Genomic DNA, 17,982 nt, shown 5'->3' on the forward strand with positions numbered 1-17,982 from the left:
CCGATGGAGCTTTCCACCCTCACCGCTGTTTCACCGGTGGACGGACGCTATGGGGCCAAGACCGCAGACCTGCGCGCCATCTTCAGCGAGTACGGCCTCATCCGCAGACGCGTGGAAGTCGAAATCCGCTGGTTGCAGGCGCTGGCGCGCCAACCGGAGATCACCGAGGTTCCCGAATTCTCGCCTCAAGCCAACCAACTGCTCGACAGCATCGTCGTGGAGTTCGGCATTGACGAGGCACAAGGGGTCAAGGAGATCGAGCGGACGACCAACCATGACGTCAAGGCGGTCGAGTATTTCCTGAAGGAGCGTATTGCTGACAATGAAGAGCTGACCAAGGTCAGCGAGTTCCTGCACTTCGCCTGCACCTCCGAGGACATCAACAACCTCGCGCATGGCCTCATGCTTCGCGCCGGGCGCGACCAAGTCCTCTTGCCGTTGGCGGATCAGGTCATCGATACCATCCGCGACCTGGCCCACCGCTACGCCGAGACCCCCATGCTCTCGAGGACGCATGGGCAACCGGCATCGCCGACGACGCTCGGCAAGGAGATGGCCAACGTCGTGCAACGGCTGCGGGCACAGCGCGCACGCATCGCGGAAGTCGCCCTGCTCGGCAAGATCAATGGCGCCGTCGGCAACTACAACGCCCACCTCTGCGCCTATCCCGAGGTCGATTGGCCGGCGTTTGCCGAGACCTTCGTCACATCGCTCGGTCTCACCTGGAATCCCTACACGACCCAGATCGAGCCGCACGACTACATGGCCGAGTTCTTCGACGCCATCGTCCGCTTCGACAACATCCTCATCGATTTCTGCCGAGATGTCTGGGCCTACATCTCGGTCGGCTATTTCAAACAGCGCGCCGTTGCTGGCGAGGTCGGCTCCTCGACCATGCCGCACAAGGTCAACCCCATCGACTTCGAGAATGCGGAAGGAAACCTCGGCATCGCCAACGCCATCCTGGAGCACCTTGCGGGCAAGCTGCCGATCTCGCGCTGGCAGCGTGACCTGACCGACTCCACGGTGCTGCGCAATCTCGGTGTCGGCATTGCCCATGTCGCGATCGCGCTCCAGTCAGTCCAAAAGGGCATCGGCAAGCTGGAGGCAGATCCCGGCCGCTTGGCCGCTGATCTGGATGCGAACTGGGAAGTCCTGGCGGAGCCCATTCAGACCCTGATGCGCCGCTATGCTGTCGAAAAGCCCTATGAGAAGCTCAAAGCGCTGACACGCGGGCGCCGCATCGATTCCCAAGGACTTGCGGCCTTCGTCGACACCCTCGACATCCCAGATGCGGCCAAAGCCAACCTCAAGGCGATGACCCCGGCAAGCTACATCGGGCGAGCCGCCGAACTCGCACGCCAAGTCTGATCCCAATGATCCGGCAAGCGGTGAGATCGCTCGCCGCCCACGGCTTGAGCACAAGGGTATTCGACCTTGTGGCGAAGCACCGCATCAGGGCACCGGACCTGTCGAAGAATAGGCGGAGCCAAAAATAAAAAGGCCGGTCACGCATGCGCGTGATCGGCCCTCCCATGAGCCCCAGTCGGGGGGCGAGGCTCATTGGACTCAACGCGACCAGCAACAAAGCCGGTCAGCTCTCTTGACTCTAGTTATAGATCCTAGCTTGCGAGCATCAAGCATCCGGCGTGGGATGGGACGCTCTGCCCCGCGGGCCGCCTTGAGTGTATCGAGAGCACTCAAGACAGCCCGCGGAGATTCGCCTGCGGGCGAGTGTTGTCTTATTGCGCGAGGATCTTCACGCGACGCTGCTCGACGGAGTAAATGTCGACGCCAGGCAGCATGTCCATTTCGCCACGGCTCTCGACGGAGACGATATCCCCAGCCGGAACGCCACGGCTAATCATGTACTCTTGGACGGTCTGAGCGCGACGCAGGCCGAGCTGGTAGTTGTAAGCCTCGGAGCCCTTGGCGTCGGTGTGGCCAGTCAGCGAAATCTGCTCGCGTGCCTGGGTCGCATTGACGTTGGCGATGTAGTCGTCGAGACGCGCCAGCTCGCCGTCGTTGACGATGTTGTCGATGCGGTACTTATCGAACTCGAAGTTCAGGCGAACGGTGAACTCCTGTGGCACGACGGGCTGAACGCAAGGCTCGAGGTCGTTCGCACCGTGCAGACTCTGCCAGCACTCGCCATAGTTGGTCACCCAGGCGGTCCCTTCGGGCTTCGCGGACCAGAAGTGCTCCATCATGTAGTCGCTAGCGGTCGCCACGAGAGGTGCCGAGAGGAGAGTAGCCACTGCGAACGTGGCCGCCACCGAAGCGAGGCTTTTGATTTTCAATTGTTTGCGCATCTTTTCGTTTTCCTGTTCAGGTGGGTGGAGATGATCGAATCGGAGACTTTGGGTTAAGCTGATTCAGACGTCAGTAAAAAACAACACGTCGTGATTCTTTCGGCTAACGCCACGTTTCCGCCTCGCGAATCTCACTGGCGAAATTATCGGAGCGCTGACGACCTAATCAGGACCGCTCGTTTGACACAGGCATTTTAGCCTACAAGAAGAGCAAAAGTGCAACTTTTTTCGGTCTCCGCAACATATTTACAACGCGAGCGCCGAAACCGCGACATCTAGCACCCAAGGCACGGTGATTCATGAGGCAAACCAAAGCAGAAGCGCGATACTCGTGCGCAACAAAAAAACAACAGGCAGCTGGCTCCAGCGGTCGACCGAAGCGGCGGGATGTCTCAGTGGGGCAGTCGGCGCGAGCACCCTTAGAAAGCGTGCATCAACAACTTCCCCCCTTTCGCAAAGGGGGGCTAGGGGGGATTTCGGGCGGCACCGCTCGCATCGGCAAACAATTGATGGACACTTGCTTAGCGAGGCTTTGAGTCATGCATCTGACCGACGACGAGAACCCTCAGCTCGGTACTTCAAGAGGATCAATCGAACTCGATCGCATAGCCGCGATTCGCGATATCAGCGCCTTGCTGGCGAGCCAGGCGCGAAGGGAACTCCTCGTCTTTGGACGCACCTTGGAATCCAACATCTATGATCAAGAGGCATTCCTCGACGCTGTCCGGCAGCTGGCGCTAGCTCGGCCGGTCCTGTCGGTTCGGATCCTCGTCTTCGATCCACGGGACGCCGCGACATCAGGGCACAGACTGGTCGAGCTGGCGCGTCGCCTGACCTCGAGGATCGCGATCCGCCGCGTCGACGATGATGACCGCGAGCGCTTAGACGCCTTTCTCATCGCGGATGAGCGCGGCTTCATCAGGCGGCGGCTGGCGGAGACCATGGAGGCCGTGGCGGATTTCAACGCCCCCTTGGAAGCGCGCCGGCTCAGGAGCGAGTTCAACCTGCTTTGGGAAAGAGGCGCAACCGACCCCGAACTCAGGCGACTCTCCCTATGAGGCAAACGCATCCCTCCCAAAGCCCCGGCGGACGGCGCTGGCTGCGCCTGATCGCGCTCCTGGTCCTGGTGCTCTCGGGGGCGGTTTCCGGCTGGACCTGGTGGGCGGAAGCGCATTCCAGCGAGGAACGTGCCCTGCGAACACTGGTTCAGGATCGCCTCGAAGACTGGATGCCGGAGGCCATGTCACCCAGTCGCGACGACTGGTACGGACTCAAGCACCTCTCGGACGCAACGCCCTCGAGCCTTCCGCGCATCCTGCTCGTTCACGGCCTAGACGAGCCAGGCACCATCTGGGAAGCCCTCATCCCCGCACTGCAAGAACAGCATTGCGACCTCTGGGAGCTGCATTATCCCAACGATCAGGGCATCGACCGCAGCACCGCCTATCTCGCGAAGCTGTGGGGCCAGCTCCCAGACAGCCACCCGATCATTCTCATCGGGCATAGCATGGGGGGGCTGGTGATTCGCGATTTCGTGACCGCGTGGAGACATCCTGTCGGCGAGACGCCTCGGGTCACGGGTGCCAGCGTTGCGGGCGCCATTCTCGTCGGCACACCCAATCATGGCTCCGATTGGGCTAGATTGAGAATCTGGCTGGAGCTGCGCGAGCACCTGATCGTCAACGAAGACCGTCAGTTCTCACTCCTGGCCGCCTTGCGAGACGGCACTGGCGCGGCCAAGATCGACCTCAGGCCGGAAAGCGATTTCCTCAACCAACTCAACGCCCGCCCCTGGCCAAGCGACATCCCCATAAGACTCATTGGAGGTGTCCTGGTCGACCCCACGCCGGCAATGACGGAAAGCCTGGCGACGATTTCCGAGCAGACGGGCTCTGATGCCCTCGAGCAGGTGGTCGCGGCTTGGTGGTCGACCTTGGGCGAGGATCTCGGTGACGGTGTTGTCACGGTCGACTCGCTCAGGCTACCCAATGCGCCGCCGCCAATTCTCTTGAGCGCCTCGCACCGGGGCATGCTGAAACGGCTGCTCCCGTCGGACCCAGAGCCACCCGCGGTGCCCGTCATCTTGGACATCCTGAAGGCCTGGCAGCGCGATCGGCAGCCCGATAGGCTCAGCTCATCGTCCGATTGATGTCGGGGCTCGGCGCAAGATTCTGCCATCCGAATGCAGCGGCAGCTCGGCGCCAGCGCGAATGGCCGCAACGACCACCTCCGAGACGAGTCTGCCGGTCTTCACCTGCCCCGCTTGCGACATCAGCATCTGGTAGCCATCACCACCCGCAGCGAGAAAGTCTGTCATCACGACCCGGTAGCGCGCCTCGGGATCAAGGGGACCTGTGGGAAGCTCCGCCGAAGCCAGTCGATTGCCGTCGATCACATAGCGCACGCCCGAAACCTGCAAGAAACCGCCCGAATGATCGCGAGGATGCAGTGAAGCGCTCCGCGCCAGTGCCTCTAGAAGCTGCTGACCTTCAAGCTCAGCCACCACCAGCTCGTTGCCGAAGGGCAAGGCCTCGTAAACCTGCTTGAGGGTCACCTCGCCCTTGGGGATGCTGGCCCTGAAGCTGCCCGCGTTGAAGAGCGCAATGTCCGCGGCGGTGATGTTGCGCGCCAGATCGGCTACGAAATCGCCAAAGATGGCCTCATCTCGCCGAATCAGCGCACGCTCAGCGCTCAAGTCGACGCCGATGCGACCGATCACTTCATCCATGCCGGCGTCCGCCGCGGCGACGATACGGGCGACCTCGGCCGCGATCTCCGGATCCTCGGCGACCTCCGTAGATACCGGGATCAGACGATAGCCGCTCGGCTCGAGGCGCCCCGCGACGCAATTGAGATCCAGCCGCCCGAGCCATTGCCCACGCGCCCCCGCCTGCAAGATGATGACGCCAGACTCCATGACGGGCGTTTCGAGCACAGCATGATCATGTCCACCAATGATCACGTCGATGCCATCGACCTCCCTCGCAAGGCGCTTATCAGCGGCAAGCCCGAGGTGAGAGAGGACCACCACCAAATCGGCCTGAGTCCGCAGCTTTGGCACCAAGGCGCCGGCGATCTCCATGGGATCCGCGACTTGAATACCCTTTGTGTTTCGCGGGTGCGTCGTCGTCAGCAGCTCAGCCGTCGTGAGTCCGAGTATCGCGACCCCTGGCTCGGCCGCCCCGCCGATCAGGAGACTCGAAGGGACCGGCAAGGCGTCCGGCTCGGCACCCAGATTAGCGGTCAGGAAGGGAAACCCGGCCGCGCGCGCCAGGGCACGAAAATTGTCCTGACCGTAGTCGAATTCGTGGTTGCCGACCGCAGCGGCATCGACACCAATGCGCTCGAGCAAGACCAGGTCTGGCCGCCCCATGAAGAGGCTCGAACTCAGAGTGCCTTGCAGGAGATCCCCGGCGAAAAGCAACAGCGTTCTTTGCCTGGGTCGCTCGGCGCGCGCCTCGGAGACAAGCGTCGCCAAACGAGCGATGCCACCCGGGTGAGCCCCATCCGCGCTCGATAGGGGTGCAAGCTGCCCGTGCAGATCGTTGAAGTGCAGAAGGGTTAGGCGATCCTCGGGCCCGCAAGCCGCAGCTGCCGCGCCTTGAAGTCCAAGGGCAATGAGCAGCCCGAGCAGCCAGTTTCGGACCGGAATCCAGCGAGCCATCAACCCAAATACGTTCATTGGAACCGCCAGGACGCGAAGGACGCGAAGCAAACACAAGGTTGTTTCGCCCAGCCGCTTCCCCCCAGAAGAGATCAGGTTGAGCGTGCTTGAGAGGGTGGCGAGGCATCCTTGCCCGCGCGCGGGCAACGCAATGGGTCCGCGTCACCAGGAAGATCGGAATGCTCGCGCCGGGCGAGCCACGCTGGCTCGCCCGGCGCTGCCCTGTGCGGGCTTACTCCAGGGGCTGGCTCAGCGCGGCGTCATGTGCAGCATCCATGCGGGCATCGGACGCTTGGCGGGAGCAGACTCGGCCGGAGCCTCTTCAGCTGGAGCCGAGGCGGCCTCAGCAGGCGCAGCTTCCGCCACCGGAGCCTCAGCTGCGGTTTCCTCGGCCGGCGCTGCCTCAGCAGGTGCAGCTTCCTCAGCTGGAGCCTCCGCAGCGGCTTCCTCGGCCGGCGCTGCCTCAGCAGGCGCAGCTTCCTCAGCCGGAGTCTCTGCGGCGGCTTCCTCGGCCGGCGCTGCCTCAGCAGGCGCGGCTTCCTCAGCCGGAGCCTCTGCGGCGGCTTCCTCGGCCGGCGCCGCCTCAGCAGGCGCAGCGGCCTCAGCTGGAGCCTCAGCAGCGGCTTCCTCGGCCGGCGCTGCCTCAACAGGCGCAGCTGCCTCAGCTGGAGCCTCTGTGGCGGCTTCCTCGGCCGGCGCTGCCGCAGCAGGTGCGGCTTCCTCAGCAACAGGCGCTTCCGCAGCCGTTTTCTCAGCGGCCGCACGCGAACCGTGAGCCGATGGCAAAGGCGCAAAGTGCTCGAGCCCCGGCTGCTTGATGATCATGGGCTTAGCGCTAGGAGCATGAGCAGCCGCAGGCTTGGCAGCGGCCTCTGCGGACTTGGGCTCGGCTGCAGCCGCTGCTTCCGATGCGGCCTCTGACTCCGCTGCGGGAGCTGCCGCCTCTGCGGCGACGTCGGCCGCGGGCGCCTCGGTCTTCTCTGCAGCGGGCGGGGCCGGTGGCGCGGGCGGTTTCGCAAGCGCGACCTCACCGATCGGCGCGATGTTCGCCGCGACCGTGCTGGGAGGGAGTGGCTTCGGGTTGCCGAACAGCGCCTCATGCGTAGTGACGTAGACGGCTCCCGCGACGACCAAAGCGCCCACGCCACCAACGATCAGCTTGCTTGAATCGCCGGACTTCAGCATTGCCCGCAGGCTTGCGAGACCGGGCACGAACTCATTCATTAGGTAAATCCTCTTGGTTCGAAAATTCTGCCAGTCGGTAGAAAACTTATTATCGGCAAAGCCCATCTAGGCTGCCTGAGAAGGCGCATGGGTTCAAGTTTGATCAGTCTATTGAGGGTCCCGACCCGACGGATTGATGCCTGCGTCTCTAGCACGACAGCGATGTCTGTGCGCCCGACATTGCTGCATCGCGAGACCCGGCCTTGATCATCGTTCCCGCCGGCTGCAAAGCTGACTCTGTAGTCAGGCCATCTTGGCCTGACGATCTCAGGGCTAGAAGCCCTGACTACAGATAGGCACAAGCGATCGACAACGAAACGGTGATCAAGGCCCGAGACCCAGAGCGCAGCCTCTTCCGAGCCGATGAGCCTCGCCAGAGAAAGACGCAGCCGTGCCGCTCCGAGCACATCTCGCGATGAGATTACAGTTTAATTAATCCTGAAGATTGATTCCCTCTCGGGACGCTAAGGACCCGAGTGGGTTATATTTTCGCGATTGTTCCCCGGCTTTCGCAACTGAAGATCTCACTCGCGGAGCCGCTCGAGGAAAGATCCCGCGCCAAGCCTCTGCCGAATCACCTCCGCGAAGCAACCTCTTCCCGGCATCCGGCCGAGTGCCGCCAAAGCCCCTTTGTTAAAGATTGGAGAACGCATACGATGACCGACTACGTCCGCTGGCTAAGCGACCTCGGTATGGATGACGTGCCCGTGGTTGGCGGCAAGAACGCCTCTCTGGGCGAGATGATCCAGAACCTCACCCACCTCGGGGTCCGCGTGCCCGGCGGTTTCGCCACCACTGCCGACGCCTACCGAGAGTTCCTCGCCCGCGACGGGCTGGACGAGCGCATCCAAAGCGTCCTCGACGAACTGGATGTGGACGACGTCGCCGCATTGGCGGAGGCCGGTCCCCGCATTCGTGGCTGGGTGATGGAGCAGCCCTTTCCCGCCGAGCTCGAAGCGGCGATCGATAGCGCCTACGCCCAACTCACTGACGAGGCCGGCACCGACGATGTCTCTTGGGCCGTGCGCTCCTCTGCCACCGCCGAGGATCTGCCGGACGCCTCCTTCGCCGGCCAGCAGGAAACCTTCCTCAACGTCCACGGCATCGACAGCATCAAGCACCGGATCAAGGAGGTCTTCGCCTCCCTGTTCAACGACCGCGCCATCTCCTATCGCGTGCATCAGGGCTTCGAGCATCGTCACGTCGCACTCTCCGCGGGCATTCAGCGCATGGTGCGCTCCGACCTGGCCGCCTCCGGCGTCATGTTCACACTCGACACCGAGTCAGGCTTCCGCGACGCCGTCTTCATCACCGCGAGCTATGGCCTTGGCGAGATGGTCGTCCAGGGCGCGGTCAACCCAGACGAGTTCTATGTCCACAAGCCGACCCTCGCCGCCGGCCACCCAGCCATCCTGCGCCGCACCGTCGGCGACAAGGCCATCCGCATGGTCTACAGCGACCCCGAGCATGACGCGCACGTCCAGACCGAGCCGGTTCCGGAAGACCTGCGCCCGCGCTTCAGCATCACCGACGACGAAGTGGAGGCGCTCGCCAAGCAAGCATTGCTGATCGAGCAGCACTATGGCCGGCCGATGGACATCGAGTGGGCCAAAGACGGCATCGACAACCAAGTCTATGTGGTACAGGCCCGCCCCGAGACCGTCCAGAGCCGCTCGGGCAGTGTCATCGAACGCTACGTCCTCCGTGAGAAAGGCCCCACGCTGACCACCGGCCGCAGCATCGGCGGCCGCATCGGCGCTGGCCCGGCCAAGATCGTCGCCAGCATCGCCGACATGAACCGCGTCCAGCCAGGCGATGTCCTCATCACCGACATGACCGACCCGGATTGGGAGCCGGTGATGAAGCGCGCCGCCGCCATCGTGACCAATCGCGGCGGACGCACCTGCCACGCGGCCATCATCGCCCGTGAGCTGGGCGTGCCGGCCGTGGTCGGCTGCAACAACGCAACCGACGTGGTGAAGGACGGCCAGGAGGTCACCGTGAGCTGCGCCGAGGGCGACACCGGTTTCATCTACGACGGTAAGCTGGCCTTCGACCACAAGACGGTCGAACTCACGGCCATGCCAGAGATCCCGGTCAAGATCATGATGAACGTCGGCAACCCCGACCGCGCCTTCGCCTTTTCGGCGACGCCGAACAGCGGGATCGGCCTGGCGCGACTGGAATTCATCATCAACAACATGATCGGAATCCACCCCAAGGCGCTGCTCGAATTCGACCAGCTCCCACAGGACCTCAAGGATCAGATCAGACCACGCATCGCGGCCTACGCGAGCCCACGCGAGTTCTACGTCGCCAAGCTGGCCGAAGGAATCTCCACCCTGGCCGCGGCCTTCGCGCCGAACCCGGTGATCGTGCGCATGTCGGACTTCAAGTCCAACGAGTACGCCAACCTCATTGGCGGCAAGCGTTACGAGCCCGAGGAAGAGAACCCCATGATCGGCTTCCGCGGCGCCGGCCGCTACGTCGCCGAGAGCTTCAAGGCGTGCTTCGAGATGGAGTGCGAGGCCCTGAAGCGCGTGCGTAACGACATGGGCCTCACCAACGTCGAGATCATGATCCCCTTCGTCCGTACCCTGGGTCAGGCAAAGGCGGTCAGCGAAGCATTGGCGGCTCAAGGCCTGGAGCGCGGCAAGAACGACCTGCGTCTCATCATGATGTGCGAGCTGCCCTCCAACGCCGTGCTGGCCGAGGAGTTCCTCGAGTACTTCGACGGCTTCTCCATCGGTTCGAACGACATGACCCAGCTCACGCTCGGCCTCGACCGCGACTCGAGCCTGGTTGCGGAGCACTTCGACGAGCGTGACCCAGCCGTCAAGAAGATGCTCTCGATGGCCATCTCGGCCTGCCGCGCCCAAGACAAGTATGTCGGCATCTGCGGTCAGGGTCCCTCGGATCACAAAGACCTGGCGGACTGGTTGCTCAAGCAGGGCATCACCAGCATCTCGCTCAACCCTGACACCGTCATCGACACCTGGATCTATCTCGCCGAGCAGGCGAAGACGCTCTAAGAAAGCGCCCATTAATTGTTTCCCGATACGAGCGATCCCGCCCGAAATCCCCCCTAGCCCCCCTTTGCGAAAGGGGGGAAGTTGTTGATGGTCACTTTCTAAGAAAGCTGCACCCTGAACGCTGGCACCTGCCAGCGGTCAGGGTGATTGGTGACGCGGCGCGCTTCGCCCTCCGGCGCTTGACTGCCAGGCGCGATCTTGGCTGTCACCATGGATCAGGCAATAGACCGCTGGGATAAGGACCAGGGTAATGAGCGTTGAGGCAGTCAGACCTCCGAGCACCGCGCGGGCGAGCGGGGCTTGGGCATCGGCGCCCTCGCCGATTCCGAGCGACAATGGCAGGAGCGCCAGCACCGTGGTAAGGGTGGTCATGAGGATGGGACGCAATCTGCGACGTCCTGCCTCACTCAAGGCCTCCCGAGTGGGCATGCCTTCACGCCGCAGGCGGCCTGCTTGGTCCACTAAGAGAATGGCGTTGTTGACGGCGATGCCGCAGAGCATGATGCAGCCGATGGCAGACTGCAGATTGAGCGTAGTGTCGGTGAGAAAGAGCGTCAGCAACACCCCGACCGCCGCGACAGGTACGGAGAGCATGACCACCAGCGGGTCGAGCAGCGACTCATACTGGGACGCCAGCACCATATAGACCAGGACCAATGCCAGGACCAAGGAGACCAGCAGCTCGTCGAATGCCTTCTGCTGCTCCTCGTAGTTGCCGGCGATGGTCAGGTCATAGCCGATCGGGCGCGGGATCTCCAAGAGCCGCGCCCCCACGTCCTGCGCAACGGATCCCAGATCACGGCCCGAGACGTTCGCCGTTACGGTGACGATGCGCTGTTGGTCTTTGCGCTGGATGATGACTGGACCGCGCCCGCTCTGCGTCGTGACCAGATTACGCAACACCACCTGCTCGCCGTCCGGCGTGCGCAGGGTCAGATCCAGGATCTCGTCGATCGAGCGCTTTTCGGCGTCCTCAAGCTGGACCAGGATGCGGTAGGAGTTGCCTTCACTGCGCAGCTCACCAGCCTTGGAGCCGGCAACCGCCGTCTCGATCACCTCCGCCACATCCCGCACGGTGAGCCCCAGATCCGCGATCTTGTCGCGCATGACATGGATCTGCTGCTGCGGGATTCCAGTCTCGCGACTAAGATTCACGTCGGTCACACCGGGGATGTCCGCAACAGCGTCAGCCACTTGGCGCGCCAGCAAGGCGAGCGTCTCCAGATCGAAGCCACGCACCTCGATCGTCACGCCCTCCTCGCCCGTGAGCAGCCGCTCGAGCAGAAACTGCCCCTGAGGGGCACGTGTGCGGACGGTCATGCCGGGGATGCGGCCCTCGAGCCGCGCACGCAAGTCTTGCGCGATCTCCTGGTTCGAGCGCGTCCGCTCGGCCGCCGGTGTCAGCGAGAGCCGGATCTCCCCCCTACCCTTGGCGCTGCCGCGCGTACCCGAGGCCATGACAGAGACCACGGATGACACCGCCTCGGGCACCGCAGGGTAGACCAGCGCCTCCATGGCCCGTGTCTGCCGATCGATGAGATCCAGACGCGTGCCGACCTCCATCTCACCCGTCACTCGCACCTCGCCTTCATCGCTGGGCGGGAGAAACTCCGTACCGATGAATGGCGCCAGGAGCAGACTGGAGGCGAGCAACGCAGCCGCGCCCGCGACCACGAGGATGGGGTGCTTGAGTGCGGCGCCGACGAGCCCAAGGTAGGCATTCTCAAGACTCCTGAGCCAGCCCCCGGCCCGTTGAGCGATCCTTGCGCTCCATCCGGATCCCGCCTCAGGGTCCCCGCCTCCGAGGATTTTCGCGGCCAGCATCGGCAGCAGACTGAGCGCGACCAGCAATGAGCACAGCAGCGAGAACATGATGACGAAGGCAAGCTCCTGGAAGAGCACGCCCGGTACGCCGCGCACGAAGATCAAGGGCAAGAAGATCGTCAGGGTCGTGATGGTGCCCGCCGTCACGGCCGACGCCACCTCTCGCGTACCCTTGACCGCGGCCAGTTCCGGTGTCTCCCCTCGCTCATGAAACCGCCGATAGATGTTCTCCAGCACCACGACCGAGCTGTCGACCATCATGCCGACACCGAGGGCGAGCCCGCCGAGTGTCATGAGGTTGAGCGTGAAGCCGCCGAAATAGAGCAGCGCAAAGGTGGCGACAACCGAGATGGGAATGGCCAAGGCGATGACCAGCGTGCTGCGCAAATTGCGCAGAAAGAAGAGTAAGACCAGCACGGCGAGCGCACTGCCGTAGAGGACCGAGCGCGCGACATTGCTGATCGAGCGTTGGATGAAGTTGCCCTGATTGATGACGGGGACGACGCGCAGCTGGGGAAAGGCCCGGTTGATCTCCTCGATCTCCGCCAAGATGGCCCGCGACACCTCGACCGTGTTGGCCGCGGGCTGCTTGCGAATGGCGAGCCTCAGACCCCGCTCACCATTCACGCGAATCAGTCGGCTGAGCTTCTCATAGGTATCCGTCACCTTGGCGACCTGCCCCAAGCGGACCAGCGCGCCCTGCCGCTTGCTGATGACGGTGTCGCGGATCTCATCGAGATTGGCGAACTCAGCCGGCGCGCGCAAGGTCACCTCGTAACGCCCTTGCTCGATCTTACCCGCCGGCAGATCCAGATTGGCGTCGCGGATGGCATCCAGGATGTCGTTGAGCGCCAGACCCAGGGCGTTGATCTTGCCCGGGTCGAGTTCGACCCGGAGTTCGCGCGTGAAGCCTCCCCAGGGATCGACCTGGGCCACGCCGGGGATGCGCGCGAACCGGTAGCGGACCTGATCCTCCGAGAGCTGCGTCAATTCGACGGGGTCGAGCGGGCTGGAGATGCCAAGCAGTACCACCGGGAAGGAGTCGACGTCGAACTTGCTGATGCGCGGCCCAACGATGTCGTCCGGCAGCTCGCTGATCTCGTCCTCCAGCGTCGCTTGCACGTCCACCGCCAGATTGTCGATGTTGGTCCCCCAGGCGAAGCTCACCCGCACGCTGCTTTGGCCTTCGTAGGAGCTGGAGGTCATCTCCACCACACCCGGCACCGTGGCGACGATCTCCTCGACGATCTGTGTGACCAAACGCTCGATGACGATGGGGTCCGCGCCCTCGTACTCGGTGCGGATGGTGAGCGTCGGTAGCTCGATGCTCGGCAGCAGGTCGATCTGCAGCCGGCTGAGTGACAGCGACCCCAGCACCAGCACGATGAGGGTCACCATGGTGGTGAAGACCGGACGGCGGACGCTGGCGCGGGCGAGATTCATGGCGCAGCGGCCGCGTCGGAAGTGATGCGAATGGGTGAGCCGTCCTCGAGCGATTGCTGCCCGAGGACCACCACCCTCCCCTCGATCCCGTCACCCCGGACCTGGATCCGCTCGCCGTCACGGATACCGGTCCGCACGGACCGCCAAACCGCGGTGCGCGCCTCTGGACCAACCACGAAGACGCCGGTCTCCTCGTCCCTCTTGGTCAACGCCTGCGCGGGCACGATGGTCGCCTGCGCATCGCGATCCAGGACGATGGTCGCCCGCGCGAACATTCCCGGCTTGAGGCGCAGCTGCGGATTCTCTACCCGCAGCTCAACCCGTGCCTGGCGTGTCACCTCGCGAAACACCGGCGCAATGCGCTCGATTTGCGCCCTGAAGTGCTCGCCTGGGTAGGCATCGGTGGCGACGACGGCGCTCTGCCCGGACTGGAGCTGGGCGTAGTCCCGCTCAGTGACGAAGAACACCGCCGTGATGGGATCCAGCTCGACGATTCGCAGCAATGGCGTATTGGCCTCGACCATCTCACCCTCGTCGACGTAGCGCTCGGCAACGACGCGGCGCTCCGACCCGCCACGCCAACCGGCGTTGACCTGGGTGTAGCCGAGCCGGATGCGCGCCGCCTCCAAGTCCGCCTCGGCGCTCGCGACCCGCGCCCGGCCCATCGCCACCAGCGCCTGCTTGGCGAGCTGCTCGGCCTTAGCGGTGTCACGCTGCGACTCCGAGCTGACACCGCGCTGCTGCAGCTTCTCGATACGATCCAGCTCGCGCTCCGCGATTTTGAGCAGACTCCCCGCCTCTGCGGCGCTCGCCTTAGCGACCGCGAGGTCGGCCGCGGCGCGCGCGACGTCTTGGACGTACTCGGCATCGTCGAGCACGGCGACGACCTGATTTCGCGTCACCTCATCGGCCAAATCCAGGCTCAGGGCCTGGAGCCGTCCGCTCACCTTCGGGGCAACCTCGAATTCGGCACGCGCCTCGAGCGTCCCGGTAAAGACGCGTCGGGCCTCGATCGGACCCTGGAGGATGTCGGCGACCTCGACCGGAACCGGTGGTTTCTCGCGGGCCTCGGGTTCGGTACTTGAGCTGTCTTGAAGGCGCTGCTGAATCGACCAGCCTAGCCAGCCGAGCGCGCACAAGGCGATGAGTGCCAGGACGAAGCGCCTGGTTGAAGACGTTTGCAAATCTCAATCCTAGAAGGTGATTCGAGCGAGGAGGAAGGCTATTTCGCCGAGTGTTGCCTCACCACCTATCGGTGTTATGTAGCCAGCGCTTCCAGCCGTGGCAAACCAGGCCAGGATGGCCTGGCTACGCAGGCTTGGAGCGGCTGTTCCGGTTGATGTCGGGAAACCGATCGGTGTTGAGGAGTGTTGCACAGCTTGCGGGGCCGTCGCGAGCGAGATCTGGCGCGATGAGCAGAGCAGACAGCCTCCTGATGCGGCTCGCCCCGCGATGCCCATCGCCCCGAGGCTCGCATCACCCCAAGAGCGCACCAGAGCAGCTGGAGCCCTGACCGGCAGTGCAGCCGTAGCAATGGTCCGCAACCCGAATCCGCGCGCCCTCGAGACTCGCCAAGTCCAGATCGCTGAGATGCACGGGACTTGCTGCAGCCCCCAGCGGCAGATCGAGCATCTGGTTGAAGTCGCAGTCGTAGACAAAACCGCGCCAATCGACGCTGATCAGCTCCCGGCACATGACCTGGGGGAGGTTCTCGGCACGGTGCGCTGACTTCAACAGGGCGAGATAACCATCGAATTGACCCTTTGAGATCAGGGTACTGCCAAAGCGCTGGATCGGCATGTTGGCCAAGGTGAAGAGCCGGCTGAAGACGATGCCGTAGCGCTCGGCAAGCTCTTTGCGATAGGACTGCTCCAATTGGGATTGGGCTTGCGGCAGATCCGCCCCGAGCGGGTTGTATACCAAGCTGAGCACAAGCCCGTCCTCGTCATGCCCATAGCCCAGATCGTTCAGCGATCGCAAGCCCGTCAGGCTGCGCTCGAAGACGCCCTTGCCGCGTTGGGCATCGACATTCTCCTCTAGGTAGCTCGGCAGCGAAGCGACGACCTCGACCCCATGCTCGGCGAGAAAGGCGGCCAGATCCTCCTGGCCGGACTCGCTCAGGATGCTGAGGTTGCAGCGATCCATCACATGGACCCCGAGCTGGCGCGCCGCGCGCACGAGATCGCGAAAGTGCGGATTGAGTTCGGGAGCACCGCCGGTGATGTCCAGCGTCTCGAAAGCACCGGAGCGCAGGCAGTCGATGACCGTGTCGACGGTTTCTCGATTCATCATCTCCGTTCGATTCGGCCCGGCGGCGACATGACAGTGCAAACAGGACTGATTGCAGCGATATCCAAGGTTGACCTGGAGGGTCTTGACGACGAAACGGCGAATCTCGGGGAAATCGCTCTCGATCAACCGTGACAATGTCTCATGCATGGGGTTCGATCCTCTGGTGCTGGGCATCAATACAACGCGCGCTCAACAGATCCATCAGATCTTCGAGGCTCGCGCAGCCGCGAATGGCCGCCGCGTCCAGACAGACGCTGGGAGCCGCGTCAGTGAGCCGCAAGACCACTGGCAGCTCGACCGCGACATGCGGGAAGCGCGCCTCGAGCTGATCGCGATGCAGGAATTCACATGCGAGCGGCAGCGCCTGAATGAACGCACGCCAGGCGCTGCGCTCGCGCAGCCAGCCATGGGTCAGCAGGCAAAGATCGCAGCTGTAGGTCTGGGGCGAGATGATCTTATGCGCCGCGTCGGTCAGACGGCTGAACGGATCCGCGTCGGCCTTGTAGACGAAGATGAGGCGGGGCGCAGACATCAAGTGGTCTCGGCGGGCATTCCGCTGAATTCAGACTGCAGCGGCAGCATCAGCAGCCCGCTCAGCCTCTGCCATCTCGGCTCGGCATAGCGGCCGATCCCGAAACGGATCGCCTGCGGGTCGGGACGCAGCCGCAGCGAGCCGAACAGGCGGTCCCAGACCGAAAAGACGGTGCCATAGCTAGAATCGGTCTCGGCGCGGATCTCGGAATGGTGGACGCGATGGATAGCCGGGGTCACCAGCACCAGACGCAACGCCCGATCCACGGCGGCCGGTAGGGCAAGGTTGCTGTGATGCAGGCCGATGATGGCGACCATGACCGCCTTGTAGAGCACCAGCAGCTCGAAGCTCATGCCGAGCAGCATGAGCACCAGGACATTCGCCAATCCGGAAAGCAGGATCTCGCCGGGATGAAAACGCAACGCCGTGGTGCAATCCATGGACGGGTCGGTGTGATGCACCCGATGCAGGCGCCACAGCGAGGGAATCCGATGGTTGGCGCGGTGCCAGGCATACATCCAAAGATCGAAAAGGATGAAGGCGGCCAAGCCGCAGCCAAGGCCGGGCGCATCGACCCAGTGGCAGAGTCCGAGCCCGAGGTGAGCGCTGAGCTGGGTCGCTCCACTCAACAGCGGCGCTAGCAGGGCACCGACCAGGCCGCCGATCGCGGCCAGGCCGAGATTCCGAGCGGCATGACGGACGCGATCACGCCGTCCGAGATAGAAGGGCAACACAGCCTCCAGGGCAAAGAGCGTGCTCAGTACGAGGACACCCACCCAGAGATCCAGGGTCATGCGGCCTGCTCCAGTTTGGGGACGCCGCGTTGGCGTTCATAGACAGCAGCGAGATGCTCGGGCGAGGTCCCAAGCAGGAAGCGCCCCAAGAGCAACCCATTGAAGAGTTGCTGACGCAGCAGCCCGTTGGCCGTGAAGCGCACCGCAGAGGTCGTCACCGAGGCCGGCAGCTTCACCACAGGGCTGTGCCGACGGACCCGCCTTGCCAGTTCGACGTCCTCGAACAAGGGCCAATCCGGAAAGCCGCCCACCGCCTGGTAGACCGAGCGGCGCAGCACCATCGCTTGGTCGCCAAAGGTCGTCAGGGGAGACTCGAGGCGCGAGCAAAGGCTGTAGAAACGCAGCAGCCAGTGGCCATGATCGAAGCGCAGCCGAAAGCAGGTCATCCCGACCCTGGGATCCGCAAAGGCAGCGTCGATCTGGGCCTGCGCGTCTTGCGGCAAGTCCGTGTCGTCGTGCAGGATCATCACCAACTCGCCCTGACTTGCGCGCACGCCGGCCGCACACTGGCTGCCGCGGCCCCGGCGGGCGTCGATGAGTTTCCAGGCAGCGGGCAGTTCCATCGGGGCGCCTGGGCTGCCGGGGCGCGGATCGTCTGGCTCGACGATGATCACCTCGGCCGCGCCCGCGCGCTCCGCATTCACGAGGGCGCGCGCCCGCAGTGCAGCATCGAAGCGGCGCGTCGGGATGACGAGCGAAAGACTAGGCATGAGAATCTGGGAGCTTTGCCAACCTCTTGGATCTGTCGTAGGCGAGGAAGATCGAGGCGGCTTCGCCTAAAGCCAAGCGGTCGAAACACCGCCGCCTGAGGCTCGGATCCTGGAACTGCGTCCCGACAGGCGTCATCCCGACATGAGGCCCCAGC

At 63.7% G+C, this 17,982-nt stretch carries 13 protein-coding genes; 4 read left to right on the top strand and 9 right to left on the bottom strand.

Annotated features, from left to right (window positions below):
- Nucleotides 1–3: 3 nt before the first annotated feature.
- Entirely contained in the window at nt 4–1,371 is a 1,368-nt protein-coding gene (gene purB, locus G3480_RS01430) for an adenylosuccinate lyase (RefSeq protein ID WP_164651916.1), read from the top strand.
- Nucleotides 1,372–1,742: 371 nt separating this feature from the next.
- On the opposite strand, the gene G3480_RS01435 is transcribed toward purB, so the two are convergent.
- Nucleotides 1,743–2,231, bottom strand: a complete 489-nt coding sequence (locus G3480_RS01435) for an OmpA family protein (protein ID WP_420824602.1) — start codon at nt 2,229–2,231, stop codon at nt 1,743–1,745.
- A gap of 620 nt (nt 2,232–2,851) precedes the next feature.
- Between G3480_RS01435 and G3480_RS01440 the strand changes: the two genes are divergently transcribed.
- On the top strand, nt 2,852–3,370 hold the full coding sequence (locus G3480_RS01440) for a DUF7931 domain-containing protein (protein ID WP_164651871.1): 519 nt from the start codon (nt 2,852–2,854) through the stop codon (nt 3,368–3,370).
- On the top strand, nt 3,367–4,461 hold the full coding sequence (locus tag G3480_RS01445) for an esterase/lipase family protein (protein WP_164651872.1): 1,095 nt from the start codon (nt 3,367–3,369) through the stop codon (nt 4,459–4,461). Before G3480_RS01440 ends, G3480_RS01445 begins: the two co-directional genes overlap by 4 nt.
- Here G3480_RS01445 and G3480_RS01450 read toward each other — a convergent pair.
- Complete coding sequence (locus tag G3480_RS01450; protein ID WP_240905517.1) at nt 4,447–5,994, bottom strand: bifunctional metallophosphatase/5'-nucleotidase; 1,548 nt, start codon at nt 5,992–5,994, stop codon at nt 4,447–4,449. The two genes, G3480_RS01445 and G3480_RS01450, sit on opposite strands and share 15 nt — an antisense overlap.
- A 231-nt stretch (nt 5,995–6,225) precedes the next feature.
- Nucleotides 6,226–7,200, bottom strand: a complete 975-nt coding sequence (locus G3480_RS01455) for a hypothetical protein (RefSeq protein ID WP_164651873.1) — start codon at nt 7,198–7,200, stop codon at nt 6,226–6,228.
- Between the two features lie 656 nt (nt 7,201–7,856).
- Between G3480_RS01455 and ppsA the strand changes: the two genes are divergently transcribed.
- The gene (ppsA, locus tag G3480_RS01460; RefSeq protein ID WP_164651874.1) at nt 7,857–10,232 is read left to right on the top strand and encodes a phosphoenolpyruvate synthase; all 2,376 of its coding nucleotides are present in this window, start codon (nt 7,857–7,859) and stop codon (nt 10,230–10,232) included.
- 138 nt (nt 10,233–10,370) lie between these two features.
- Here ppsA and G3480_RS01465 read toward each other — a convergent pair whose 3' ends face one another.
- The 6 genes from G3480_RS01465 to G3480_RS01490 all read right to left on the bottom strand — a co-directional run bounded on the left by G3480_RS01465 (nt 10,371) and on the right by G3480_RS01490 (nt 17,827).
- Nucleotides 10,371–13,499: an efflux RND transporter permease subunit gene (locus tag G3480_RS01465; protein WP_164651875.1), complete on the bottom strand. Its 3,129-nt coding sequence runs from the start codon at nt 13,497–13,499 to the stop codon at nt 10,371–10,373.
- Nucleotides 13,496–14,683 (bottom strand): efflux RND transporter periplasmic adaptor subunit, encoded by a 1,188-nt coding sequence (locus G3480_RS01470; RefSeq protein ID WP_164651876.1) that lies wholly within the window; start codon nt 14,681–14,683, stop codon nt 13,496–13,498. Before G3480_RS01470 ends, G3480_RS01465 begins: the two co-directional genes overlap by 4 nt.
- Before the next feature lie 292 nt (nt 14,684–14,975).
- Nucleotides 14,976–15,938 carry an arsenosugar biosynthesis radical SAM (seleno)protein ArsS gene (gene arsS, locus G3480_RS01475; RefSeq protein WP_164651877.1) on the bottom strand — a complete coding sequence of 321 codons (963 nt, stop codon included), beginning with the start codon at nt 15,936–15,938 and terminating at the stop codon, nt 14,976–14,978.
- Nucleotides 15,931–16,323, bottom strand: coding sequence for a hypothetical protein (locus G3480_RS01480; RefSeq protein WP_240905518.1), 393 nt, complete (start codon nt 16,321–16,323; stop codon nt 15,931–15,933). Before G3480_RS01480 ends, arsS begins: the two co-directional genes overlap by 8 nt.
- Nucleotides 16,323–17,117, bottom strand: coding sequence for a sterol desaturase family protein (locus G3480_RS01485; protein ID WP_164651879.1), 795 nt, complete (start codon nt 17,115–17,117; stop codon nt 16,323–16,325). The genes G3480_RS01480 and G3480_RS01485 overlap by 1 nt, the downstream gene beginning before the upstream one ends.
- Complete coding sequence (locus G3480_RS01490; protein ID WP_240905519.1) at nt 17,114–17,827, bottom strand: glycosyl transferase family 2; 714 nt, start codon at nt 17,825–17,827, stop codon at nt 17,114–17,116. The genes G3480_RS01485 and G3480_RS01490 overlap by 4 nt, the downstream gene beginning before the upstream one ends.
- Between the last annotated feature and the right edge of the window lie 155 nt (nt 17,828–17,982).

This window comes from Thiorhodococcus mannitoliphagus (assembly GCF_010915725.1).
Taxonomy (GTDB): domain Bacteria; phylum Pseudomonadota; class Gammaproteobacteria; order Chromatiales; family Chromatiaceae; genus Thiorhodococcus; species Thiorhodococcus mannitoliphagus.

Bases quoted from the DNA above. Each gene is read 5' to 3' on its own strand.
- purB (WP_164651916.1), top strand. From the start codon at position 4: ATGGAGCTTTCCACCCTCACCGCTGTTTCACCGGTGGACGGACGCTAT.
- G3480_RS01440 (WP_164651871.1), top strand. From the start codon at position 2,852: ATGCATCTGACCGACGACGAGAACCCTCAGCTCGGTACTTCAAGAGGA.
- G3480_RS01445 (WP_164651872.1), top strand. From the start codon at position 3,367: ATGAGGCAAACGCATCCCTCCCAAAGCCCCGGCGGACGGCGCTGGCTG.
- G3480_RS01450 (WP_240905517.1), bottom strand. From the start codon at position 5,994: ATGAACGTATTTGGGTTGATGGCTCGCTGGATTCCGGTCCGAAACTGG.
- G3480_RS01455 (WP_164651873.1), bottom strand. From the start codon at position 7,200: ATGAATGAGTTCGTGCCCGGTCTCGCAAGCCTGCGGGCAATGCTGAAG.
- ppsA (WP_164651874.1), top strand. From the start codon at position 7,857: ATGACCGACTACGTCCGCTGGCTAAGCGACCTCGGTATGGATGACGTG.
- G3480_RS01465 (WP_164651875.1), bottom strand. From the start codon at position 13,499: ATGAATCTCGCCCGCGCCAGCGTCCGCCGTCCGGTCTTCACCACCATG.
- arsS (WP_164651877.1), bottom strand. From the start codon at position 15,938: ATGCATGAGACATTGTCACGGTTGATCGAGAGCGATTTCCCCGAGATT.
- G3480_RS01480 (WP_240905518.1), bottom strand. From the start codon at position 16,323: ATGTCTGCGCCCCGCCTCATCTTCGTCTACAAGGCCGACGCGGATCCG.
- G3480_RS01485 (WP_164651879.1), bottom strand. From the start codon at position 17,117: ATGACCCTGGATCTCTGGGTGGGTGTCCTCGTACTGAGCACGCTCTTT.
- G3480_RS01490 (WP_240905519.1), bottom strand. From the start codon at position 17,827: ATGCCTAGTCTTTCGCTCGTCATCCCGACGCGCCGCTTCGATGCTGCA.